The organism is Amycolatopsis circi (genome assembly GCF_003385235.1).
Lineage (GTDB): Bacteria > Actinomycetota > Actinomycetes > Mycobacteriales > Pseudonocardiaceae > Amycolatopsis > Amycolatopsis circi.
On record NZ_PQIA01000024.1, the window covers coordinates 1 to 23451 of the forward strand.

General features: G+C 67.1%; 24 protein-coding genes. 13 read left to right on the plus strand and 11 right to left on the minus strand.

Annotated elements, in window-relative coordinates:
* From D0D37_RS13415 to D0D37_RS13430, 4 genes are all read right to left on the minus strand, one after another.
* Window positions 1-614 (minus strand): hypothetical protein (locus D0D37_RS13415; RefSeq protein ID WP_162834208.1); only part of this gene is annotated, 614 nt, incomplete at its 3' end.
* A 22-nt stretch (window positions 615-636) separates the two neighbouring features.
* The gene (locus tag D0D37_RS13420; protein WP_116200854.1) at window positions 637-1506 is read right to left on the minus strand and encodes a L,D-transpeptidase family protein; all 870 of its coding nucleotides are present in this window, start codon (window positions 1504-1506) and stop codon (window positions 637-639) included.
* Between the two features lie 72 nt (window positions 1507-1578).
* Window positions 1579-3486 carry a S53 family peptidase gene (locus D0D37_RS13425; protein WP_116200855.1) on the minus strand — a complete coding sequence of 636 codons (1908 nt, stop codon included), beginning with the start codon at window positions 3484-3486 and terminating at the stop codon, window positions 1579-1581.
* 490 nt (window positions 3487-3976) lie between these two features.
* Window positions 3977-4606 carry a hypothetical protein gene (locus D0D37_RS13430; protein WP_116200856.1) on the minus strand — a complete coding sequence of 210 codons (630 nt, stop codon included), beginning with the start codon at window positions 4604-4606 and terminating at the stop codon, window positions 3977-3979.
* 171 nt (window positions 4607-4777) lie between these two features.
* Here D0D37_RS13430 and D0D37_RS13435 point away from each other — a divergent pair, with 171 nt between their 5' ends.
* The 11 genes from D0D37_RS13435 (at window position 4778) to D0D37_RS13485 (ending at window position 15888) form a co-directional block, all read left to right on the plus strand.
* Window positions 4778-5593 (plus strand): P-loop NTPase family protein, encoded by an 816-nt coding sequence (locus D0D37_RS13435; RefSeq protein ID WP_244223495.1) that lies wholly within the window; start codon window positions 4778-4780, stop codon window positions 5591-5593.
* An 83-nt stretch (window positions 5594-5676) separates the two neighbouring features.
* On the plus strand, window positions 5677-5979 hold the full coding sequence (locus D0D37_RS13440; protein WP_116200857.1) for a hypothetical protein: 303 nt from the start codon (window positions 5677-5679) through the stop codon (window positions 5977-5979).
* Complete coding sequence (locus D0D37_RS13445) at window positions 5976-6779, plus strand: hypothetical protein (protein WP_244223496.1); 804 nt, start codon at window positions 5976-5978, stop codon at window positions 6777-6779. Before D0D37_RS13440 ends, D0D37_RS13445 begins: the two co-directional genes overlap by 4 nt.
* Complete coding sequence (locus tag D0D37_RS13450) at window positions 6776-8071, plus strand: hypothetical protein (RefSeq protein ID WP_116200858.1); 1296 nt, start codon at window positions 6776-6778, stop codon at window positions 8069-8071. Before D0D37_RS13445 ends, D0D37_RS13450 begins: the two co-directional genes overlap by 4 nt.
* Window positions 8068-9558: an SCO6880 family protein gene (locus tag D0D37_RS13455; protein WP_116200859.1), complete on the plus strand. Its 1491-nt coding sequence runs from the start codon at window positions 8068-8070 to the stop codon at window positions 9556-9558. The genes D0D37_RS13450 and D0D37_RS13455 overlap by 4 nt, the downstream gene beginning before the upstream one ends.
* A gap of 110 nt (window positions 9559-9668) precedes the next feature.
* Window positions 9669-11093: an ATP-binding protein gene (locus tag D0D37_RS13460; RefSeq protein WP_244223497.1), complete on the plus strand. Its 1425-nt coding sequence runs from the start codon at window positions 9669-9671 to the stop codon at window positions 11091-11093.
* The gene (locus tag D0D37_RS13465; RefSeq protein ID WP_116200861.1) at window positions 11086-11886 is read left to right on the plus strand and encodes a hypothetical protein; all 801 of its coding nucleotides are present in this window, start codon (window positions 11086-11088) and stop codon (window positions 11884-11886) included. Before D0D37_RS13460 ends, D0D37_RS13465 begins: the two co-directional genes overlap by 8 nt.
* Before the next feature lie 29 nt (window positions 11887-11915).
* Entirely contained in the window at window positions 11916-12293 is a 378-nt protein-coding gene (locus D0D37_RS13470) for a hypothetical protein (RefSeq protein ID WP_116200862.1), read from the plus strand.
* Between the two features lie 19 nt (window positions 12294-12312).
* Window positions 12313-13416, plus strand: coding sequence for a C40 family peptidase (locus D0D37_RS13475; RefSeq protein ID WP_116200863.1), 1104 nt, complete (start codon window positions 12313-12315; stop codon window positions 13414-13416).
* 40 nt (window positions 13417-13456) lie between these two features.
* A complete protein-coding gene (locus D0D37_RS13480; protein WP_244223498.1) occupies window positions 13457-15289 on the plus strand; it encodes a type IV secretory system conjugative DNA transfer family protein in 1833 nt (610 codons plus the stop codon).
* Window positions 15286-15888 (plus strand): hypothetical protein, encoded by a 603-nt coding sequence (locus tag D0D37_RS13485; protein WP_116200864.1) that lies wholly within the window; start codon window positions 15286-15288, stop codon window positions 15886-15888. The genes D0D37_RS13480 and D0D37_RS13485 overlap by 4 nt, the downstream gene beginning before the upstream one ends.
* A 153-nt stretch (window positions 15889-16041) precedes the next feature.
* On the opposite strand, the gene D0D37_RS13490 is transcribed toward D0D37_RS13485, so the two are convergent.
* Together D0D37_RS13490 and D0D37_RS48470 are read right to left on the minus strand one after the other, a co-directional pair.
* Entirely contained in the window at window positions 16042-16869 is an 828-nt protein-coding gene (locus D0D37_RS13490; protein WP_162834209.1) for a helix-turn-helix domain-containing protein, read from the minus strand.
* A gap of 68 nt (window positions 16870-16937) precedes the next feature.
* Window positions 16938-17222 (minus strand): HC3 family zinc finger protein, encoded by a 285-nt coding sequence (locus D0D37_RS48470; protein WP_116200866.1) that lies wholly within the window; start codon window positions 17220-17222, stop codon window positions 16938-16940.
* 224 nt (window positions 17223-17446) lie between these two features.
* Between D0D37_RS48470 and D0D37_RS13500 the strand changes: the two genes are divergently transcribed.
* Window positions 17447-18295 carry a helix-turn-helix domain-containing protein gene (locus tag D0D37_RS13500; RefSeq protein ID WP_244223499.1) on the plus strand — a complete coding sequence of 283 codons (849 nt, stop codon included), beginning with the start codon at window positions 17447-17449 and terminating at the stop codon, window positions 18293-18295.
* Window positions 18296-18297: 2 nt separating this feature from the next.
* A complete protein-coding gene (locus D0D37_RS13505) occupies window positions 18298-18774 on the plus strand; it encodes an NUDIX hydrolase (protein WP_116200868.1) in 477 nt (158 codons plus the stop codon).
* Here D0D37_RS13505 and D0D37_RS13510 read toward each other — a convergent pair.
* The 5 genes from D0D37_RS13510 to D0D37_RS13530 all read right to left on the minus strand — a co-directional run bounded on the left by D0D37_RS13510 (window position 18762) and on the right by D0D37_RS13530 (window position 23220).
* Complete coding sequence (locus D0D37_RS13510) at window positions 18762-19313, minus strand: HD domain-containing protein (protein ID WP_116200913.1); 552 nt, start codon at window positions 19311-19313, stop codon at window positions 18762-18764. The genes D0D37_RS13505 and D0D37_RS13510 overlap by 13 nt on opposite strands.
* A gap of 669 nt (window positions 19314-19982) precedes the next feature.
* On the minus strand, window positions 19983-20735 hold the full coding sequence (locus tag D0D37_RS13515) for an ESX secretion-associated protein EspG (RefSeq protein WP_116200869.1): 753 nt from the start codon (window positions 20733-20735) through the stop codon (window positions 19983-19985).
* A gap of 9 nt (window positions 20736-20744) precedes the next feature.
* Complete coding sequence (locus D0D37_RS13520; RefSeq protein WP_116200870.1) at window positions 20745-22130, minus strand: hypothetical protein; 1386 nt, start codon at window positions 22128-22130, stop codon at window positions 20745-20747.
* Window positions 22130-22759, minus strand: a complete 630-nt coding sequence (locus tag D0D37_RS13525; protein WP_116200914.1) for a DUF3558 domain-containing protein — start codon at window positions 22757-22759, stop codon at window positions 22130-22132. Before D0D37_RS13525 ends, D0D37_RS13520 begins: the two co-directional genes overlap by 1 nt.
* Complete coding sequence (locus D0D37_RS13530; protein WP_162834210.1) at window positions 22759-23220, minus strand: hypothetical protein; 462 nt, start codon at window positions 23218-23220, stop codon at window positions 22759-22761. The genes D0D37_RS13525 and D0D37_RS13530 overlap by 1 nt, the downstream gene beginning before the upstream one ends.
* Window positions 23221-23451: the final 231 nt, after the last annotated feature.

Here is a 23451-nt window from a genome sequence, read left to right on the forward strand (position 1 = left end):
CCCGGCCGGGTCGGTTCGGCCGTCGGTGCGGGCCCTTCGGTCGGGATGGGCTTTCCGGGGTGGGTGCTGGGCGGCGGTTCGGCGGGCGGGGTGCCGGTACCGCAGGAGACGGCAGCGACGGTCACAGTGATCGCTGGTGCGCCGGGGGTTTTGACGGTAATGGTGCCGGCGGTTGCTTGTGGTCCTCCGGATTTGCCTGGGGTGACGGTGAGGTTCCCGGTGGAACGCGTCGGGGCCTTGACGGTGGTGACGCCGTTGCGGCAGGTTGCTGAGAACGGGCCGACGCTGGTGGTGCCGACTCGGACGCTGGAAACCGTTGCCTCGGCGAGTCCGGCTCCGGCGCGGAGGCTGATGCCGCTGGCGACCACGGCGCCGCTGGGGGAGGAGACGGATCCTCCGCCGGTCTTGACGCTGCCGCTGCTGGAAACCGACGGCGCAGGGCCGAAATGTTCTCCACCGCTGACGGTGATGCCGGATGCGCTCGAGCCGGAGCCGGCTGCGAGTGCGGCGGGTTTCGCCGTCAGCGAGGTGGTTCCGACGGCGACGCCGAGGACGAGTGCGCTGACGCCTGCCCCGGCCAGTGCGAGCCGGACTGCACGCGGTTGTGTGGGCATTGTTTCTCCTTCTTGGGTGGGATCAACGGATGAGGACCGGAGTGCCCAGGGGCACCTCGGTGGCCAGCCGGTGCAGTGCGTCGGGAGGGACGCGGACGCAGCCGTCGCTGGAGCGGGTGCCGAAGACTTTGGGGTCGGGCCAGGTGTGGATGCCGGTCGTCCCTGGGCCGCCGCCGTAGGTTTCGTGACTGGTCGAGTGGATCCCCAACGGGAGGATCACGGGACTGTAGGCCTGTTTTCTGTCGGTGAGGGACGCCATCACGAACGTCCGGCCCGCTGGAGTCGGTGCGGATTCCTTGCCCACTCCGACAGTCCAGGCGGCGACCGTAGTGCCGTCGTGTGTGAGCGTAAGCCGGAATGCCGCCCTGTCTACTTCGATCCGGTAGGGAGTCCGGGTGATTGCCAAGGCGGAGTCTTGGGTGGATAGCCATCCGACCGATCCGTTCGGGCGGGACGGCAGCAGGACCTGGACCCAGCCGTCTTCCCTTGCTACAACGGGAACCCAGGTGTCGGAACTGATCTCGTGCGCAGGCAGCATCGCGAGCGGTGCCGCGCCGGGAGCGCGGTAGACCGGGACCGGTCGCAGCGGATGCACGACTGTTCCGTCCGGCGCATCGCGGTCGTTCACGTCTCGCGGTGCGGCGGGGATCGTGGCGTAGGTCGTGGCCTGAGGGAGCGACTCGGGGCGCGATACAGGTTGAGGCGTGATCGGTGGCGCGGTGTGTTGTGCCGGTGCGGGGATGCCTTCGCCGGTCGCCGACGGTGCCACGTCCAGGACGTTGTTCACGGAGATCGCCAGCAGCAGCCCGCACGCGAAACCTCCGGCCACGAACAGGAACCGGCGTGTCCAGGTGTGCAGCGGCGACGGGTGTCGGGAGAAAGGCGCGGGCATCGGGCCTCCGGTGGCGGGATCGGGAAGGGAGGTGGTGCGGGCCAGCCCCCTGACCGGGCCCGCACCACCGGTTCACTTCGCGGCGAGCGCCGCGACGAAACCGCGGTCGGGAGTGCCGACCCCGGTGACGTTGTCCCAGCCCGGCCCGCTCTGGAGCGTCTGGGGTCGGGTGTCGAAGTCGATCAGGTACTGGCCCTGCTGGCTCGGCACACCGGTCCCCGGCAACGTGTGCATCGTCGGACTGAATATGCCAGCCTTGACGGGCGTGACGTCCTTGATCCCGGCTCGCAGCGCGTACAGCGACGGGGCCAGCAGTCCGCCGCGCGCACCGCGTACCTGCTGGGCGTCGGCTGCCAACCCGGCGACAACGGGAGCGGCGAGTGACGTGCCGCCGAAGGAATACAGGCCGAACTGGTCCTGCCGTGTCTGCCCGACCAGGAAACCGGTGTAGGAGTCGGCCAGTGCAGCGATGTCCGGCACTGCGCGGTGTCCGTGGCTCGCCGAGGCTGGGACGACGCCCTCCTGCCAGTCAGGAGCGCCATAGAGTGCGGAGGAACCGCCCCCTGCACCGCCAGCGAAGGATCCGTCGGTGTTGCGCTGAGGGATCCACTTCCCGCCGGAGAGAGTGTTCCCGGCGTTCTCCCAGCCTGTGACCACAACCGGCTTGTTCTGCTGGTTGAGGCCGACGGTGGTGCCGCCTACCGCGGTCGCCCACGGGCTGGAGGACGGGAAGCTCGCGGTCGCTGCTCCGGTGACGCCGGCGTTCGTTCCGGCGTCGCCGGTCGAGACCACGATGGACTGCCCTTGGATGGCGGCCTGCAGCGCGATCGAGTTGAACTGGTCTCGGACCGCTGGGGCCAGGCTCCGTTCACCGTCGGCGTTGCCCCAGGAGAACGACAGCACGTCCGCGGCGTTCTCGTTGACTGCCTTGACGACCGCGTCGTACAGCCCGCCGAGGCAGGTCTTCGCGGCGTAGTACCGGATCTTCGCGTTGGGTGCGATGGCATGGGACGACTGGACGTCGAGCGCCTGCTCGCCAGCCCACCCGTCGGCGTCGCACTTCTGTTGATCGGTGAACCCGCCATCAGGCAGAACCGCGGTGTACTGGCCGGGCTTCAACTGGGGAATTCCGGTTTGGCCCGCCGCCTGGTTGGCGTCTTGCGCGACGGTGTTCCCGTTGTAGGCCCCGACGATTCCGATGGTGGTGCCGGATCCCTGGTCGCCGGAGCCGAGGCTGTACATGGCGCGCAGGGAGGTGCCGGTGTAGCCGCACAGCGAGTTCGATTGTGCGCCGGACGGGTACTTTTGCGGGACGTCGGTGTTGTTCTGCTCGCCCCACCAGCGCGCGCAGTGCTGGGCACTCGGGGCGTGCGGTGCGGTGTGCTGCGGGCGGATTGTTTGGCCGCTGTCGTCCAGCCCGATCACCGTGCTGACCATGCCGCGTAGCGCGCGGGGAATCGTGACCGGGTTTTCGGGTGCGGTGAGCGTTCGCGCGAGTCCGCTGATTTTGGTGCGGTATGAAGCGAGGTGCGTGCCGAAGGCGCGTTCGAGATCGCCGGTGGTGCCTTCGATGTCGACGAACATTCGGTTTGTGCTTGTGTCCTTCACTGTCAGGCCTGCGTGGGCAAGCCAGTCCCGCACCTGGCGTACAGAGTCGTCGGTCGGCCCGAACCGGTCGGTGAATTGTGCAGCGGAAAGGAAATGCCCGCGCTGGCTGCTTCCTGGCCTCGACACGTCGGCGGCAAGTCGTGCTGCGCCACTGGGATCGCGCAACGCCAAGGCGACTTGCACGCGGCGAACGTCTGAGGTGTCGGCGTTGCCGACCTTCGCCGAAGGCGTTGCCCACTCGGGAATACTGCCGGATAGGGCGCTGCGGTCGTTGTTCGCGTCATGGGTTCCGTCGGCGATCGCAGGTGCGGCGACAGCCGACGAGAGCGCCAGCGCCGCGGCCAATGCCGCGGTGGGCGGAGAAAAACGCATGAGTGTCCTTAGGTTGGTTTTGTGGCACGACAAGGTCGCGCCGGTTACGGCGCTGACGATGAACTGAGGAGAAAGTGATGCTGCCCGGCGATTCGCCGACAGGCACGGCACAGTAAGAGTCCATTGAGGACTGAAACTGCTGCTTTCGTGGTGCGCTGGGTTGGGTGAGAGCGAAACCAAGCCCGGTTCGCGGCGGCCCTCGGGGCGGGCCGCGTCCGAATGCCTGTCGGTCGGCGCGGTTCAGGTGGTTCGGTATCTCGGCGACGCAGTCAGGGCGCGGAGGGATGATTGAGAACGTGCGATCCCTCGGTGCGTGAACGTGCGTCGCCGGCACGACGTCAGTCGGCACGACAACTCCCGTGTCGGCGGCCGTCCGGCCAGTGCGCCGCACCCTCCCTGATGCGGCGGCCGTGGCGGCCAACTCGGTGTAAACCTACCCGCTGACCAGACTTTGTCAACAGGTGAATTCAATATGGGTTAGCGTGGGCCGTCAGTCTTCGTCGGTTGCCTTCTGATCCCGCGAGATGGCGGACAGAATCTCGATCAGCGCTTGCTTGTTGTCGGGGGACGAGTTGTCGAGAGCGGAGCCGATCTCCCGGGCCTGCACGCTTTGCAGGCCGATCTCGTTCATCAGCTCGAGGATGCGCCAGTCCGGTGCGGCGAGTTTGGTCTCCGTGTCGGGAAAGCCTGTGATCTGCTCGGCTGGCGTGGCGGGATCGAGCGCACGCGCGTCGATGCGCCAGTAATCGGCGAAGCCGTTCACCTCCGACGCACGTGGCATCGGACGGCGACCGGCCCGTAGGTTGTTGATTTGCTGACGGCTGATCGAGATCCCGCGATGCTCCAGGAGCCAGTCGGCGATCGCCTGGGCGGACGCTCGCTTCGTCCGCAGTTCGGCCGCGCGCGCCGCGATGAACTCCGGGTCGGTTACCGGCGTGCGATCGGCGTCGTAGTGGACGAACGACTCGTGGTCCAGCAGGTGCGTGAGGCGGCCGGAGAAACCGTCGAACCCAAGCAGCGTCCGGTACAGCGCGGTCTGCTGCTCGGCGGTGCGACGAGGGATCGGCGAATCGCCTGATCCGCGTGCGCTACCGCCCTGCTGCGCGCGCCGGTCGTTCATCTGGTCCCCTCGGTGCTGCTTGACAAGCACTGCTGTGTCGATACGCTGGCTCGTGTCGTGACAACACAGCGAGTCAAATCTCTCACGACCAGCCCTCCTTGACAACAGCTGAAGTCGTCGTGCCCTCCAAATGGAACGCGACGCAGGTCAGCGACGTCCGGGAGATACAAGATGGACACTCTGTCCGGCGGCACCGCCGCTGACCGGCACGCACCGGGAAACGCAGACTCGCTCCGCGCCAGGTTCGGTTTGGTGGCTCCGATCTTGGGCGCGTCCGGCGGCGTCGGGGCGAGTGTGGTCGCCGCTGCGCTCTCGGACGCGCTGCAGTTGGCCGGGTACTCGGTGCTGCTCGCCGACACCGCGGGTCCGGTTCGGTCCGGGCTCGGGCGGGCCGCCAGAGCGGACGGCCCGGTGGTCCGGGTGCCGGAGCCGACTGCGCGCGTGCGGTTCTCCTGGCGTGCGCAAGCGCTCGTGGGCCGGGTCGAGGACCCCGGCACAAGCCGGTCAGTCGCGCCGTCCTTGTGGTGGCTTCCCGGAGACCACCGCGTGCAGGCGACGGTTGTCGACGTCGCCGGAGACGCTTGGGAAATCGCGTCGGACGTGCGGTTGGGCACCGGTCGCTGGCTGGGCCTCGCTACGTGTCCACTGCTGGTCCTACGGCCTACCGTGCCGGGTCTGGTTCAAGCGGAGCAGGTTCTCGCTCGCCTCGAACCGTGGGTGTTGCGGCGGATGATTCCGCCGATCGGGCGACTGGTGGTCGTAGGTGCACGGCGATGGCCTCCGCGGGTTGCGGCGACCGCTGGGTACCGGGTCAGTGTGTTGTTGGAGAGCGCGGTCTTCGTGCCGTACGAGCGTGACGTCGCCACCGCCGGGATTACCGCCGACGTCACGCCGGACAAGATCCGCTCCGCTCTTTCTCCGCTGCTGCGCCAGTGGCGGACGGCGGGATGGCTGTCGCCTCCTCCTCCAGGGCGAAAGACCCCGTGATTTCGCGGTAGCTCGCCCTCGTCGTTTGAAGCCCTCCCGCTTCCCGCACCGGCCTCGTCCGGTGTGCCGAGCAGGGAGTCGCGATGCTCAGCCATGTCGTGTGGGCGTGGATCGTCCATCTCGCGGATCTTCCGAATCCGGACCCGGAGAAGCCGCCGGGAGCCGACCAGATCCTCGGGCTCGTCGGCAATGTGAAGTGGGCAGCCGGGATCGCTTTGCTGGTCGGGTTTTTCATGGGGTTGGTGGTGTGGGCAGGCGGCCGGTGGGTCGATCACCACCGCGCAGGCAAGGTCGGCCTGGTCATGATGCTCTGCGCGGTCGGCGGTGCTCTGCTGTACGGCATTGGCTGGACCGTCATCAACGGCTTCGCGGGTGCGGCACGATGAACAGCGACATCGACGACCGTACGCGCACGCGTGCCAGGATCCGTTTGCTGGCAATGGTGTTCGTCGGACTTGCGGCCATTGCAGCGTTCGTGGTCATCGCGCACACCCGGACCTCGCAGGCGACGCTGTCAGACCCGCCCGGTGCCGTGCTTCCTGGGCCGGGGCAGTTGCCCGGCGATCCGGAGTCGACGCTGGCGACGCGCCCGATGACTTGGTTGCCTGCGGAGGCGGCGCAGCCCCACCCCCAGAGCCCGCGAACGGCCGGACCGCCGATCGTGCTGCCGTCCCCGTCGCAACGCGCTGGATGGTGGATTCCCGACGGCTTCCCGCCGACCGCGGAAGGCGCACTGGCGCAACTGGCGGCCCTCAATCAAGCCGGGCTGTCCGGAGGAGATCCCGAAACCTACGACCGGGCCTACGCACAGTCGGCCCTGCAAGGAGCGCCGTCGGTTGCCGATGCGGGGTTGCACGTGCTGCTGCGGGAGTTCCGCAAGGCTGCCGGGATCGCCGCGGGCGAGATAACCGACGGACTGACCGTGCGTTATGAGGTGACCCACGGGCTGATCAAAGGCACTGCCGACCAGGGCCGTTACGTGGTCGCGTGCACCCTGGGACAGTTTTCCGTCGACTACCAGGGCCAGGGCATGAGCGTCGGAGTCGGGGATTGCCAGGCGCTGCGGTGGACCGGAAGCAGTTGGCGGATCAGTCCCGGACCCCGAGCGGCTTACGCCCCGTCGGCATGGCCGGGCACCAACGAATCCGTCGATGCTGGCTACCGGGCGCTGGGCGGTGCGCGGTGAACCCGATCGACTGGCTCACCCAGCTGGGAACCCTGGGCAAGCTGGCCGGCGGCGTCGCCAGCAAGGGACTGGCGGTCGCCGCCGGGAACGTGTTCGACTCCATCATGCAGGGCCTGTGGGGGTCCGGGCTGACCGTGCTGCAGCTTGTCCTCGAAGGCGTCGACGCTTACTCCCGGTTCACCGTGTCCAAAACGGACGGGCCGATCGGCGTCGTGTGGCCGTTCATGCTGTGGATCAGCGGTGTTCTCGCGTTGGGACTGTTCTTCTGGCAGATCATTTCGGCGGTGCTGCGCGGAGGGCGAGGGTTCACCCGCCTTGTGCTTGGACCTATGCAGTACTGCGTGGCCCTCGCGGTGTCAGTCGGGATCGTTGCGGCATTGCTGGCTTCGGCGGACGGGCTCACCACGTTCCTGCTGGGCTACGGCCTCCACAGCGACCGGTTCGCCGACGCGATGCACGTCCTGAACTTTCCCGACACTGTCTCCAAAGCGTTGAACGCGGTGATCCTCGGCGTCTCGGCCGTGCTGGGAACTTTCCCGGCCGGGTTCGGCATGGCCTTCGAGATGATCCTGCGGCAGGCCGGAATCGACGTGATCGTCGCGACGATCCCGATCCTCGCTGCCGGACTGCTCGCCAACACGACCTCGCGCTGGTTCTGGAAAGGCGTCCGGGGCCTGCTGGCACTAATCTTCCTCAAACCCGCGATCGCACTGGTCATCGTCATCGGCGTGGCCACGGTCGCTGGCCGGCAAGGCCTGTTCGGGTTGCTGTCCGGGATTGTGACGCTGCTGCTCGCGCTGTTCATGCCGATCGTGCTGTTCAAGCTGTTCTCCTTCATCGACCCGAACGCGGGCGGCGATCTCCGCGGCGAGATGTCGGATCTGGGCGCGGACACCTACGGGCCGGACAGCCTGCCCGCGAACCAGCTCGGGAACATGTTCGACAAGCTCAAGAAAGCTTGGCAGGACTGGAGATCAGGCTCTGGGGACGACGACGGCGACGAGGACAACGCGCAAGAAAACGCGAACGACGAACGCTTCGATGCTGCCGACTCCGAACCAGACTTCGAACCTGAGGACCACGAACCCGACGACGAGGAAGACGAGCGAGACGAGGAGCAGGATTCGGACGACGAATCCGCCGAGGACGACGCTTCGCCTGCCGACGACGTTCTCCCGCCTGTAGTCGACGCGGTCGAGGATCCAGCAGAAGAGGTGGTGCCGGACGACGATCCGCAGGACAACGACGATGACGACGACCACGGCCCAGCCGAGGAACCGGTGGTCGAATGAGTACCGGCACCCGGCTCTACACCGGACTCGGACACCGAGAACACGACGGCTGGCTGCTCGGCCTCCGCCCGGCACAGGCCCTCGCCTGCGTACTGCTCGCCCTGCCCGTGATCTTCCCGTTGGCCGGGGGACATCTCGCCGGAGCCCTGGCGACTGCCATGGTCTCCGTCCCCGCGATCGCATTGATCGTGGTTCCCGTCCGCGGCCGTCCGGCGGCCCGGTGGCTCTTCGACTGGGTGCTGTTCCAAGTCGGAATCGCGTTCGGCTGGTCGCGCTGGCAGTCCCGAGCCGCCACCGGAGCAGCGGTCGACCCGGCTCTCCCGGATCTGCCCGGCACCCTCGCGCGGTTGCGGTTCCCCGACGGTCCGCCGATGCGCGACCTCGGCCGGATCTGCCTGATCCACGACACCGGCGAAGCCCGTTGGGGTGCAACTGCGAAGCTGACGCACCGCGGAGTCGGCATGCTGTCCGACGCGCAATGCCAGCGACTCGCCAACCGTCTGGGAAACCTGCTCGCGACGCTGGCGCACCGCGAGGTCGTCGACCGGATGTCGCTGCTGGTCCGGACCGTGCCCGACACCGGTGCAGAGTACGACGCGTGGCGCTCGGTGCATGAACGCGTGGACGCACCTGCTGCTGCACGCCGCGCGGAGCGCGAGTTGGACCGCACAGTCGGAGCTGTCTCGGTCCGGCACGAGGTATTCGTGACCTTCACCGGCCCGGAAGCCGCGCTGCGCCGCCCGGCCGCAGCCGCCGGCGGCGGAACCGACGGGCGGGCTGTCGTCCTGTACCGCGCTCTCGACGGCCTCACCGAGTCGTTGCGCGCGCTCGGCGCGCAGCGGGTGACCTGGCTGTCCGGTGCCGGCTTGGCCGAAGCGATCCGGACCGGCTTCAACCCTGGCTCCGCCGGCTCGCTGAACGCTCGGCGCTCCGGCGTCGCGTGGGCCGCGGCCGGTCCCGGCCAGACGCCGACGCCCAGCGCGCGGGTCTACCGGCACGACGGATTCGCCACCGTGTCCTATGCCGTGCTGATGCCAGAATCCGGTACCACCTTCGGTTCTCTGAGCGGCCTGCTGGCGGTGCGCACAGCCGGGGAACGGCGCGCCCTGGCAATCCACTACGAAGCACTTCCTCCTCGCCGTGCTCGCAGCGCGGTCCGGGCAGGCAGGTTCCGCGCCGGAGCGGTGCGGGACTGGAAGCGCTCCAAGGGTTTCAGCGCCGCGGCGTCCGAGTCCCGCGCGGCTGCGGGCGCGCGAGCGCAGGAGCAGGCCGTCGCCGCCGGACACGGGCTGGTGCGTTTCGCTGCCGCGACTGCGATCACGGTGCCGGGGGAGTGGAGCGTGGAGGACCACGCCGCGCGGATGGAGAACGACATCGCGGGGCGCTTCGAGCTGCTGCGCCTGGACCTTGCGCAGGACGCGGGGTTCGTCGCCGCAGTCCTCCCCGTCGGCATCGGCCTGCCTCGCCTGCGCGGAGGCCTGGTCTGATGCCCGCGCGACCGCCGGAACGAACCGCTGCCGATCTCCTGACCACATTCGGCGCAGCCCCGTGCCCAACGCCTGGGCGATCGGCACCGGCCAAGACGGAACGCGACCGGGTGAACCGCTCGACGGCACCGTTGCGCGGGCACGCCCGGCCAGGCCACGGATGGTCGCCGGTGCTGGCACCGCTGCCGGTGTACCAAGCCAGCACCCGCGAGATCGGCGGACTGTTTCCGCTGCTGGTGGCCAGCCCGATGCCCGCGGTCGGTGCCCGGATCGGCTACGACGTCCAGTCCGGGGGCGCGTTCTACTGCCACCCCGTCGAATGGGTGCTGCGCAGCGGCCTGGCGACCAATCCCAACATCGCGCTGTTCGGCGAACCCGGCCGCGGCAAGTCATCCACGGTCGTGGCTTTCGCGCTGAGGATGCTCAACTTCGGCGTACGCACCCTGATCAGCGGAGACGTCAAAGGCGAGTACACGCCGGTCGTGCGAGCACTCGGCGCGACGCCGATCGAACTGGGCGCGGGCAGTCACGCTCGGGTCAACGCCCTCGACCTCGGACCGCTGACCGCCCGCTGGCAAACCTGGACTGCGCGGCGGCAACGGGACGAGCTTTCCAGCGTGTTGGGCCGGTGGGTGCAGCTGCTGGCCGCGCTGGCCGAATCCCAAGGGCATCCACCGAGCGTGTCCGACGAAGCCGCGCTGGCAGCGGTCCTGCGTCGCCTCGTGGGAGCCAGCGACGGCAACACCCGACTCCGGCCGATCACGATTCCCGACGTCCACCGGGAACTCGCCGCCCCGGATTCCCAGCTGTGGCGCGATCTGCGATACGAGGGGCGGCCCGACTTCCTGCATCAGCTGCGCCCGATGACCGACGCGCTCGCGAATCTCATCTCCGGCGCACTCGCCGGGATGTTCGACGCACCCACCACCGTGGCCATTGACTGGGACGCACCGGTGCAGAGCATGGATCTGTCCCGGCTGCGCTCCCGCGGAGACACGGCCGTCGCGGTCGCGCTGACATGCCTCGGAGCCTGGTCGTCCCTGGCCACCGATCTTCGCGACGACGGCGACATCCGCATCGTCGTGCGCGACGAATGCTGGCGGCAGCTGCGGCTCGGCCCGCGCGCGGTCGCCGCGATCGACGCGGAGCTGCGGCTGTCCCGTTTGGAGAAGATCATCCAGATCCTGGTCCTGCACAAGCTGTCCGATCTGTATTCGGTCGGCGCAACCGGATCGCAGGCTGTGTCGATCGCCAAGGACCTCATCGCGCTCTGTTCCACGAGAGTCCTTTTCGGACAATCCACGCGCGTCGCGGACGACCTCGCCGACGCGCTCGCGCTGACCGGACCGGAGCATCAACGGCTGACCGGGCCGGTGAACGAACGACTCGGCCGCGCGCTGTGGAAGACGGAGAACCACCCGGCTCATCTGGTGCAGACCGTGCTGTCCAGCTTCGAAAAACGCCTGTTCGACACCAATGCACAACTGCGGCCGACCGCAGGCCGCGGCAGGGGAGAAGGGCGAAGCCGTGGCTAACAGCCGTATCCGCCTGCAACCACTCGCCACTTTCCTGAACCCGAACCGGGAGGTCTACGTCGGCTGGGACGAGGGCCTGCAAACCTACTACGCCCAGGTCTTCGACGGACAAGACGAGCAAGGAGAGGACCGCCTGACCGTCGATGTCGGCAATGGCCTCGGCGACGTCACCTATCCCGGCGGCGTGATCACCGCGCTCCGGCCCTACGCCGAAATCACCGACGACCTCGGCGAACTGCTGAACGTCAGCCGCGTCTCGACGACGCCGACCTATACCGACTTGCGACCGGATTCCCGGCGCTACCAACAGGAGCAGTATGCCCAGTCCGGGTTGAACCGGCTGTACCGCCCGGACGGCTTCGTCACCACGCTCACCCGCGACGACGTCGCCCCCGTGCTCGGCGAGCACGGCTGGGCATCCAGCGGAATCAAAGCCACCGAGACCGGGCACACCGAGACCTACCGCCGCGGTGACCAGGAGCTGACCCTCGCCTGGACCTGGCCCGACCAGGACTACGACACCGAACGCATGCTGAGCCCGATCCACCTCGACGGTCAGCGCCACGGCGTGGACAAACGCGAAGAACTGTCGAGCTTGCTGGCCGAAGGTAGCCCGGATCCACAGGTTCTCACGCCAGGCAGCGAGGAGCGGGTCGACGAACTGCTTACCGGCATCTTCACTGACGACGAAGCGCAGAACCATGATCGTCGGTTCGACGCCGGGCCAGACGAATCGTGGTTCGACGACCCGCCGTCCGACGACGAGGGATTCCACTCAGGACTCGGCACCTAGCACAGCAGCGACCCGAAGGAGGTTCTGACATGGAGAAAGAGACAGCGGAACGGATTAGCCAAGCCGCAACCGAGGCCGCTGATCGCGTGTGGAACAGCTCCGTGATACCGAAAAACGTCAACTCGGGCGGCCTGCAATCGGCTATGTCCGCAGTCGAAAACCAAGCCGACGCGGCGTACCAAAAGACCGTCAGAGAGATGTCCGCTGCTCTCGGCTTCGAGGAACGTGACTACTACTTTGCCGATCCGCTCGCGGCAGTGATTCACGAGCCCGACTGTATGGCCGAACGAAACGAGTACTCGCTTGACGATCTAGCGGATGTGCTGAACAGCGAGGTCGACGAAGACCGTCTGCTGGACGACCACTTCCGGGCCAACGACGACCTCGGCCAAGGCTTCGGGTACTGAGCATGCTTCGGAGTTGCCGATGAACCGGGCGACCAAAGTCGTCACGGGCTTCGTCACTGCCGTCGTGACGGTGCTCTGCGGGCTCCTGCTCGGCGTCGCGATCGTCGCCGCCGGGCAGCCGCCCACGGCCATCGCCGCGGCGGGTTGCGGGAACTCCGCGTCCGGGACCGGACGGATCGTCCGCAGCGAACGGGACGCGGAAGCGACCAACATCGCCCGGACCATCGTCGGCATCATCCAGCAGCGACAGCTTCCGCGCCGGGCAGCCGTCATCGCGATCACGACCGGCCTGGTCGAATCACGCCTGCACAACCTCGACCACGGCGACCGCGATTCCCTTGGCGTATTTCAACAACGGCCGTCCCAAGGCTGGGGGAGCCGCGCGGAGATCCTAAACCCCGCACACGCCACGAACACCTTCCTCGACCATCTCCTCGCCCTGCCCGGATGGGACACGCTTCCGCCTGGCAAAGCGGAACAAGCCGTGCAGAACAGCGGCTTTCCCGGCCGTTACGCACCTCGCGAGCCGGAAGCGGCCCAGATCGTCGCCTCCATCTGGACCGGCCCGGACAACCCCGTCCCGCACACGACCGGTGATACTTCGACGACCACCTGCGGAGACGACGGTAAATCCGACGTCCCGCTGCCGCCCGGCAGCGACCAGAAGACGCGGATGCCGGCCGGATTCACACTGCCCGCGGATCCGCAGCAAAAAGCAGCGGTCGGGTACGCCGTGGCGAAACTGGGAAAACGGTACGTCTGGGGAGGCAAAGGCCCGGACGCCTTCGACTGCTCCGGCCTCATGCTCGCCGCATGGGCCACCGCAGGCATCGGCATCCCCGCGTCCACCCTCGGCCAGGTCAAAGCCGGCCACGCTGTCTCCGACCAGTCGCAACTCCAGCCGGGCGACCTGCTGTTCATCCCCGGAGCCCTGGGCACCCCCGCCCAGCCGCGCCACGTCGGCATGTACGTCGGCGCCGGGCTGATCGTCGACGCCTACGACGAAAAGCACGGGGTGATCGTCGAGCGCCTCGCCGACTGGTCCGCCCGCATCGTCGCCATCCGCCGAATCGCTGATCCAGCTTCGCCCTCCCCTCCGCCAGGAGGGAGCCAGCACCGATGACCGACCGCTGGTGCCTTCCCCGCACGGGAGGGACGCCGCTGTGCCCCGTCACCGCTCCGAACCAGCCGACACCGACCGCGACGTCGTGTTGGTGGCGCTACTCATTGCCGCAGTGCTCGTCGTCTGCGCAGTCGCCTTCGCGCTGACCGCGTCCGCAGTGCTGACCACCGGGTTCTCCACCGACACCTGGGCCTGGCCGACGCCACCTCGGTCGCTCAAGCTCGCCTTGCAGGTCGTCACGGATCCTGCCCGCCCGGCAGCAGCTCTGACCCATCCCTTCGACAACGGCATATCCGGCCGTGAACTGGCCTTTTACGCATACGCGATAGCCGTGATCATGGTGCTCGCGAGCATGATCGTCGGCGTCTCGATTCCGGTCTGGCGGCGATGCGGCCCCGTCCGACCAGGCCACGCCACCCGGCTGCAGGTCCGCCGCACCCTGACGCCCGCCGCCGCCCGGCGCACTGCTGCCTGGACCCGTCCGGATCTCACTCGGGAGCAACGCCGCCGCGCTCCGATCACCCAGATTTCCGCGCCGCTGCCACTTGGGCCGTACCGGGAACGCCTGGTCGTCTCGCTGGAAACACCGACTGGCACGATCGCACCGACCCGGTCCGGCAAGTCCCGCACCGACCTCGTCCACAAAGCCCTCGACGCACCGGGCGCGTTGTTCGCGTCCACGACGAAGAACGACCTGGCCGAATGGTGCCTGCTCGCCCGATCGCGCCGAGATCGCGGCGGTACGGCCTGGTTGCTGGACATGACCGGAACCACCGACTGGCCCCGCCACGTTCGCTGGAACCCGGTCGCCGGCTGCGACGAACCCGCAGTTGCGTTGCGCCGTGCTGAAACGCTGATTGCGACCTCGGCGCTCGGGATCGAAGATGTCGGCGGGAACGACGCCGTATTTCGCGGCCGGGCAAGGGTTGTGCTGCAGGCGTACTTGCTCGCTGCTGCCCGCCATCAACGCGGGATCGACGACCTGATCACCTGGTCGCTAACCAAACCCGCCGACCAGGAACCCGCCGAGTTGCTGCAGCGCGAATTCCCGTTCCTGGCCTACAACCTGCGCTCGGAAACCGGCATGGTCGCCGAGACCGCCGACGCGGTTTGGATGAGCGTGCGTCGCGCGCTCGAGCCCTTCATGAACCCCGATGTCCGTGCGCTTTGCACCCCGGGCAGCGATCCGTTCGACATCGACACCCTCCTCGACACCGGCGGCAGCGTTTTCGTCATCGCCGGTCAGCACCAAGCCGTGCAGGCCCGTCCGGTACTGAGCGCGTTTGCCGAGGAGTTCCTCACCCGCGTCCAGGAACGCGCACTGCACCAGGAACACCGGCGCAACACGCCGCCAGCGACCACGATCCTCGACGAAATCTACGAAGGCACTCCCGTGCCAAGACTGCCCGGGATCATCTCCGACATCGCCGGCCGCGGCGGGCCCGTCCACTGGTCTGCCCAATCCCGCGGCCAGCTCGACGAACTCTACGGCGAACACGGCCGCAAAACCCTCATTGACAACACTCTGACGCTGTCGGTCTTCCCCGGCATCAAAGACGACCAGACCCTTGAATGGCTGTCGACGATCAGCGGGCAGCACCGCCGTCGCACCTACCAGCACCACTCTGACGGCCTGCTCAGCAGCGGCCGCGGCTCGGTCGGCAGCGAAGACACCCCGACCTACCGTCCCGGCGACATCCGCACCCTCGACCGCGACCGGGTCCTCATCCTGCACGGTAACCTCAAACCGATCCTCGGCCGCACCGTCGACATCACCGCGCGGCCCGACTGGCCCCAGATCGAAGCCGACGTCGCGGCCATCCGGACAGGCAACGCACAGCACGAACTCGATCGAATCCAAGGCCGAGCGTGAACACCGACGACGACATCCCGATTCCCGACGACGAAGACGATGATCCTCAGCGGAGCGCTGCCGAGATCGCCGCGATGGTAGAACGGCTGTGGTCCGCGGCCCAGTCGCACGAAGCCCGCCTCGGCCACCTCCACGAGCGCCTGGCCAAGCTCGAAGCGGAAGACGAGTCGAACCCGCAACACGCCGCCCGTTGGCTCACCTTTCCTGCGCCCCCTGCTGCGGAAGACCCGGAGCACGAAGGGGAATCACCGTTGTTCACGATCGCGTGCTTCGTGCAGTACTACAACGAGGTTTATGTCGGACGACCCGGCAGCCGTGCCGTCGCGATACCCGACTGCTGGCTCAACCACCCCGGGCTGCTGGCCGAGATCGCGACCCTGACCTACACCTGGCGCGCCGCTCATCTCGGCCGGCACGCGAACGTCCGTGATGCCCAGTACTGGCACGACCGGTGGCGGCCCGCGTTCGCCGAACGCCTCGCGACTGAATGGACCCACCCGCACTGTCTCACCGCGACGCACAAGCCGGTCGGCGCGGGCGATCTGAAGGACCGATACACAGTCGAAGCAACGGCTTCGGCACAGTCTTCAGCCGGCTGAGAGAAACGCGGAGGCTAGGTGGTCGGTGCGTCGTCATTTTTACGAGGGGCCGGTGCCCGTTGGGGCAAACGGTGCACCGGCCCCGTTCCGCCTGGCGCGGTAGGCGGAACATTCAGTGCCGCAGGGAGGAACGGCACGGAAGAGGAGGAGGGACTACGCCGATCTTCGCAGGCTGGTTCGGTGCTCGGCCGCGTACTTGTCCATGAGCACCCGTGAGTCCATGTTGGACAGTGCGACGTTGTCCAGTTCTTCGAGCACGTCGTTGTAGTTCCCGTCGTCCGGCATGAAAACTGCGGCGCCGTGGCTCGGAAGGTGGACGACGGGTCCGCTGTTGGTGCGGTAGAGCGTGAACGCTCCCATAAGCCCGGGATGCCGTCCGGTGCCTGTCGGGACGACGCGGACCCCGACCGTCGAGGTCGGCGCGGCCAGACTGGCGAGGAAGTCGAACTGCCGAGAGACCGTTTCGAACGATCCGGTCATGTGGGTGAATGCAGCTTCGCCGAGGTAGGACGTGAACGGCTTGGACTGCATAAGCTCTCGGTGCTCTGCGCCGAGTTCGCCGACGAAGTGGACTTCAGCTTCCGACCTGCCCGCGGCGATCAGCGCTTCGCGTGCGTAGTCGTCGTGCTGTACGAGATCGGGAATGAACAGCGGGTGCCAGTCGGCCACGGAAGTGGCGGTTGTCCCGCAGTCGGCGAGCATCGCGTAACGGTCGTAGTCATGGTGCTGCCCCATGATGACGACCTCGGACGCGGTCATTCTTGCCAGTGCGAGAATGCGGCGCTTGTCGTCGCCGTCGACACCGAGCGTGCCGAGAATGTAGGCGACGTCGATGACCGGCGCGGCGCGCAGGCCCAGTTCCCAACTGGACAGTCTCGCTGGCCGGACCCCGATCCTGCGGGCAAGCTCGTTGAGACCCCATGACGCGCGTTCCCGTGCGGCACGCAACGCGGCTCCGAGCAGCGTGACACGCGTGCTCACCGCCATCGGCCCTTTGCTGGGTTTCATTGAGATTCAGCCCTTGTAGCTGTCATCGTCGGTCCGGCGACTCATCGCTGCTGCCTCCGCTTCGACTTCGCGGGTCGGCCAGCAGGCCTGTTCGGGACACTCCAGCCCAACTGTTCTCGGTACACCGCATCGCAGGGCAGGCACTGCGTCGGTATGCAACGCGCCCGGCGTTGGTCGTGCGGCGCGAACGCTGCGGCAGCCTTCAGGCCGCAGAGCATGGTGATGTGTTCCCCAGGCGCGGGGACGCTCGTAAGGCGTGCGCGGTGCCATACGCCGTTGACGACCGGGCGGACATGTTCGAGGTAGATATAGATCAAAGCTGCCATTGGCGACCGCTCCTCTCGTGTTCCGGCGTTCGGGCAACAGGCCTCAGATTTCGTGATACGACGTTATGATCACGAAGCAGCGCGCAGAACGGGCCGGAAGTACGCTTGCGGCCCAACGGAAACAGCCAGACCTGGAGCGTCCATGAGCAGATCAGCAGGAACACTGCTACCTCCTCGATGCGACCTGCGGTGGTTTTGCTGTGCTGGTCACAGAAAACTCCACTGTGGAGGACTCCGACACCGCGCTTGCGGGACGCTTGAGAACGGCCTGGCGGGCTGAAACGTCCCTCGGGACGTTTCCAAACGTGCTAGCCCAGGGGAGGGAATCTATGGCGAACGATCGGCTTCGCACCGCGATGCTGGCGGCGAACCTGACCATCGAACAGCTGGCTGAGCGGGTCGACGCGCACCCGAAGACCGCGGAACGGTGGATCCGGGACGAGGTCGTGCCGCACCGAACGACCAGGCACAGGATTCTCACCGTGCTGGGGGTCGGAGAAACCGAGATCTGGCCCTCCCTCAGCGGCGGTGCTCGGCCGGTGCCGTCCGAAACCGAGTTCGTCCATCTCTACCCGTCCCGGTCGGCCATCACCGGGGCCGGCTGGCAAGAACTCCTCGCGGGCGTCGAGGAGCAGATGGACGTGCTCGTGTTCTCCGGGGTATTTCTTGTGGAACAGTACGACCTGGTGCCGATGATTCAGAAGAAAGCGCAGTCTGGCGTTCGTTTCCGGTTGCTCGTCGGAGACGAGAAATCGGAAGCTGTCCTGCAACGCGCGATCGACGAAGGCACGCCTGGCGGCCTTGAGGGGCGCATCCAGCTGATGCGTCGGTACCTGGCCGAGGTCGCGGAACTTGACGGTGTCGAGGTTCGTACGCACGGCACAACTCTTTACAACTCGCTGTATCGCTTCGATGACCAGCTCTTGGTTAATCCTCACGTGTACGGAGCGCTCGCAGGACAAAGCCCCGTCCTGCATTTCAAGCGGCATCCGAACGGAACTGTGTGGGATCATTACCTGAAATCGTTCGAGCAGGTGTGGCGATCCGCGAGGCCGGAGAAGGGGGAGAAGTAGCCATGGCTAGGATTGATTATGTCGATGACCCAGCGGCACCAGCGGCCAACAGCGTAGTCCCGTCGGTCACCGTGGTGATACGCAACGATCGAGACGAAATCCTGCTGATCCACAAGGTCGACAACAACCTGTGGGCTCTGCCGGGCGGTGGGCACGACATCGGCGAGACCATTACGCAAACCGCCGTGCGCGAGGTGAAAGAGGAGACCGGGGTAGACATCGAAATCATCCGGCTCACCGGCACGTACACGAATCCGCGGCATGTGATGGCCTACGACGACGGTGAGGTTCGCCAGCAGTTTTCACTATGCTTCGAGGGGCGGGTGATCGGGGGCGAGCCCCGTGAAGACGGAGTCGAAACTAAGGCGGTTCAGTGGGTCGACTCGTCGCGGCTGGAAGAGCTCGCCATGCACCCTTCGATGAGGATGCGGATCGCGCATGCCCTGGACGCCGACAGGAAACAGCCTTACTTGGGCTGAGCCGCATCCAAGCGGCGTTGTGTGCGCTCGACGGCAGCGCGCATGACGGGTGCGGCGACGAGCCAAGCTTGGTGAACCGGGTCCGAAGCGGGATAGCGAGAGAGGATTTCCGAAATTCTCTCGTCGTAGGAGACCCGCTCTCCGTCCGGGCCGACTGTCAGGTCGGCAGCGACGAGCGCGTCCAGGAGCGCGGTCTCCTGGAACGGAAACTCGGCGAGCTGATCCGCCATTCCTCGCTGCTCTGCTTCGAACCTCGCTCCGGAGTGGTGCGCAACAAGGTTGACCACCACGTCGGCCCAGCCACTGGCCTTGAGATACCTCGCTCCGTCCAACGGGTGAAATCGGGTGTGCCCGATCTCCGGCGAGTAGCCAATGTCGTGCAGCCAGGCCGAGGCGACAAGCGTCGGCCGTTCGGGCTCGGCGACCGCGTCGCCAAGCTCCTGTGCACGGCTCGCGACGGCTTGGACATGGTCCCACCGCCGCCCGAGCGGCTTGACGAACCTCTCGCTGACCTGCCGCGCTTCCGTCACGGATTCCATGGCCTTCAACGCTACCGGTTGGCCGAGCTTGTTCGCTTGCGACACCTGAGCCGGGCTAGTCCGGCATGCGCTCGGAGCAGGTGTCGGGGCTGCCCGCGCTGTCGGCGTGACGCTGAGAGCACTCTGGTGGACGGAGCGCTCTTGTAGCGACTTGGCAGGAAGCCTGTGGAGGGGCGGATACAGACTTGATCGGTCGCCGCGTGGAGGAAGGTGCAAGGGGTGAAATTGCCAGCAAGGCGGATGCTCCTGGCCGGCACCGTGATGATCAGGGATATCTCCGCCGCGAGGGATGGTTTGTAGGCGTCGGCAGGTCGAATTTGCCGTCCGTGACGCCGCGCAGGAACGCGTCCCGGTCGGAGGGTCGAAGACCAGAGCCAGGCTGCGCTCGCGCGGGAAGCACCTCGGCCCGAGCGACCTCCTCCGGGTCTGAACCGGATCACTCCCGCTCGCGCGGGACCAATACTCTTTGACCTGCTGTTTTCTTTAGATGGAGGAGGATTTTCGTTCACTTTTTCTCGACGGCAGCTATGTTCCGGAGGCGGTTGCGTCTTCCTTTGAGACTTAGCTCGTCTTGCCGTCGCGTTGCCTTCGGTGCGGTCTGGGAACGCCTGGCACGACACGTTCCGGCACGCAGGGACTGGGCCGCCCGATGCCGCTGTCTGTGCTCGGTCACCCCAGTCCGTCGAGGGTGAGGTTCAGTGCGTCGATGAGGTTGGTGCGGTTTCCGCTGCACACGGTGGCTTCCAGACCACCGTTGCCGGTGTCGCTGGTGAACGCCAGGACTCTGCCGTTTCGGGTGAGGTCGTAGACCGTCAGCGGCGTGCTGTGAACCCGTTCCGCGCCAGCGTTTTTGGCGGTGTGGAGTTTGTGCACTGCGGTCCGTTCGGCCCGCATGAGATGGCGAAGGTCGTCGGCGCGCCCGGACATCTCCGAGAGCGGGTCCGCGCCGGTGTCTTCGAGATAGACCGTCGGGACCCGCAGCTGCGCCATTCGCGCCGGTGGATATTCCGGCAGGGCTTCGACCAGCGCCGTGGCGAGGCTGCGCGGCCGGATCGGGTCGAGCTGGATCGATCGGTGGTCGGTGATCAGCCGTACCGCGTCGCCGCCGGATGCGGCGACGAAGAATGCGCCGTCGTCCTCGGGACGGCCGGTGAACGCGGTCCAGGAGTAGCACTCCCGCGCGGGTGCGGCGAGCAGTTCCAGCGTGGCCCGGAATTGCGCGGTCAACCGTCCGTCCGGCGTGGCCAGGCCCAGCTTCGCGAACCGTGCCATCGCCCGTCGTTCGCGCTCCGCCGCGAACTCGGCGGTCGCGTACGTGTCGTCCGGGCTCACCACTGTCGGCAGCGTCGTCAGCCCGGTGTATTCCCACGCGACGAAAAAAGCTGGGCGCGGCATCCGGACCGGTCTGTCGATGATCGTCATCGGCGCGCTTCAGCCTCCGATGGTCGGGGGCGTGGGCGGAAGGCCGGTGCGCGGGTCGCGCAGCCGTCCGTCTTCGTCGTCGACGAGGTCGAACGCGGAATCGTCTTCCAGCCCGTACTTTCGCTGGTGTTCCTTGTCTTCCTCGCCTTTGCCGCCCTTGCCTCCGGCCATGCCGCCCATGCCGGGCGCTCCCTTGGACCCTGCCGCCCCTCGGGCCGGGGAAGTGTTCGCGCCTGCGCGGGTTGCGGGTTCTTCAGCCGCACCGGCTCCGGAACCTGTCCCGGCGGAACCTCCTGCCCGGCCGCCCGCGCTCCCGCTGGAACCGCCTGAGCCGTTTCCAGCCAGGCCGCCCGTGGGCCCGAATCCGGCGGTAGGCCCGAATCCGGCGACGAAGCCCGGCGAGGAACCGCCGCTGGTGTTCCCGCCGCTGTTCGGCAGCGACGGGGGCGTCCAGCCTGGGCCGCCTGGGCGGTCGTAGGACGGCGGCGTCCATCCGGACGTCGTCGTTCCGTCGCTGGGGCCGCCGCCAGGCTGATAGCGCGGTGGTCCGGTCGTTTCGCCGACCGGCACGTGCTGCACCGGAGGGGGCGGTGGCGGAGCGACGGGTTGAGGCGGAGGGAAGGGTTGCGGCCGCCCGCTCGTGTCCGGGGGCATCACCGGCGGTCGGTAACCGCCGCTGCGCTTGTGCGGATCGTTCGGGTCTTTGCCGTGGTCTGTCGGCTCCTTGGGCTTCGAGTCGATGTCGACCTTGCCGTCACCGAAGTCTTGCAGTTGCCCGTAGTCGATCTTCAAGCTCTGTCCTGCGGATTTCGCTTGGTCTGCGTACTGGTTGTACTTGGCGAGGTTCTGCTGCCCGATCTCGTTGTAGCTCTTGATTTTCGTTTCGGTGTCGGTAGTCCGCCAGAACTGTGCCTCGTCCAGGAAAGTCCGATGCGGCGGCGTCTCCGGCATCGGCTGCAACGACGCTTTCATCTGGTCGAACCCGTGCGCCAGGCCGCTCGTCGCCTGCGAATTCGACGTGAAGGTCTGCGACGCGGCCGCCGACACGTCCGACAACGGGCGGATCCTGGCCTGCGCCGCGTCCGCGCCGCCGCCGGTCCACGAGGACTCCAGGCCCGAGCTCAGCTGCTGGACCCGGCTGCTGATGTCCGAGTGTCGTTCTGCCAGCTTCGTCGCTTGACCGCTGCCGCCGTGCCAGTCCTGGGCACCGTTGGCCGCCATGATCGCCTTGACCAGGTCCGACTGCGGCGCTGCCTGGTCGCCGAGGTTGCCGTCGAACAGATCGCCGAACCAGTGGCCGACGTCCCCGGCTCGGTCCCCGACCCATTCCGCGGCGCCTTCGACCGCGTGCCCGACAGCCTTCGCGGCATCGCCGAGGACATCGAAGATCGACATCACGAACCCGCTTTGTGCTTCAGGTTCGTCATCACGAGGTCCGCGGTCCGCTCCGTCACCTCGCACGGGTCTTTCGTGCCCTTCTTGGCAGAGCTGAGCCCGATCGACACGTCGACGGTTTCCTGGTCGCTGACTCCGACGCTGACCTGGCAGTTCTGATCGGCCGCGACGCCGGACGTCGCATGCGCCACGGCGGGGAACCCCTGGATCGGCGAGAGCACCCGCCACACCACTGCCTGCGGCTTGGTGTTCTGGTAGACGCCGCTCAAACCTTGCTGGCTTTTCGTGTCGTAGGCCACGACCACATTGGCACCGGTGTCGAGATTCGACCAAGCGCACGAGGGGCCCAACTGACTGCCCGCGCCGCTGTCCTGCCGCTTTTGCCCCGAGCCGAGGACCGTCTCCACCTGGCTCGGCGTGAGCCCCGTTTGGCAAGGATCGGCGGACAGCGTGGAGCCCGGCAACGGCGTCTCGACCTTCGGCGCACCGTCATGCGGAAGCACCGCCGACGAGGAATTTCCCGACTGCGGTGCCGACGTTGCAGGAGGCGGCTGCGGAGTGTTGTTGCAGCCAGAGACGACGGCCAGCGAAACCAACGTGCATGCGCCGATAAGTGCGCGAATCTTCATCAGGCCCACCCGTCGTGCGGCGCGGCAGCATTCTTGACCGAGCTCGCGGCGTTTTGTTCGCCGGAACGGACGATGTGGAGTGCGTCTTCGAGGCGTCCGATCAACGTGTCGACATACGCGTACTCGCGCTGAATATGGCCTACGCCGTAGCCAAAAGCGCCGATTTTTCCCTCGGCGCCGGTCGCGAGTGTGTTGAACGTCTTGCTCGCTGGCTCTTCCGCCGGCGGTTTCATGCGGGTGAGTTGCTCCGCCTCGGGGATCATGTTCCCGAGATCGGCGCGGATGCCTTTCGCCAGGTTCAGCATGCTCATCGCCTCATCATGGCTGAGGCTGAACCCCTGCCCTCCAGGCCCCAGGCCGCCGCCATCGGCCCCGCCTCCTGCGGAGCTGATGGTTGGGTCCCAGATGCTGAACCCCAAACCATCCAGCCAGTTGCTGGGTTCCGGCGCAAGCTGAACCACAGTGCACACCCCTCAAGTGACACGTCGGTAACTAGCGTGGAGCGATCATGCCAAGACCTCCCCGACTGTTACTGTATTCGATCGATGACAGTCGGGTGATCAGAATGGCTCATCTCATCGTTGACCAGCGGACTTCTGGTCGGAGAAGCGTGCGACACCCAGGAAACCGGCCGCGATAGCGGAGAGTTGGTCATCACGACGGGGACGATGCGTGCGGGCCAGGCCGACCGC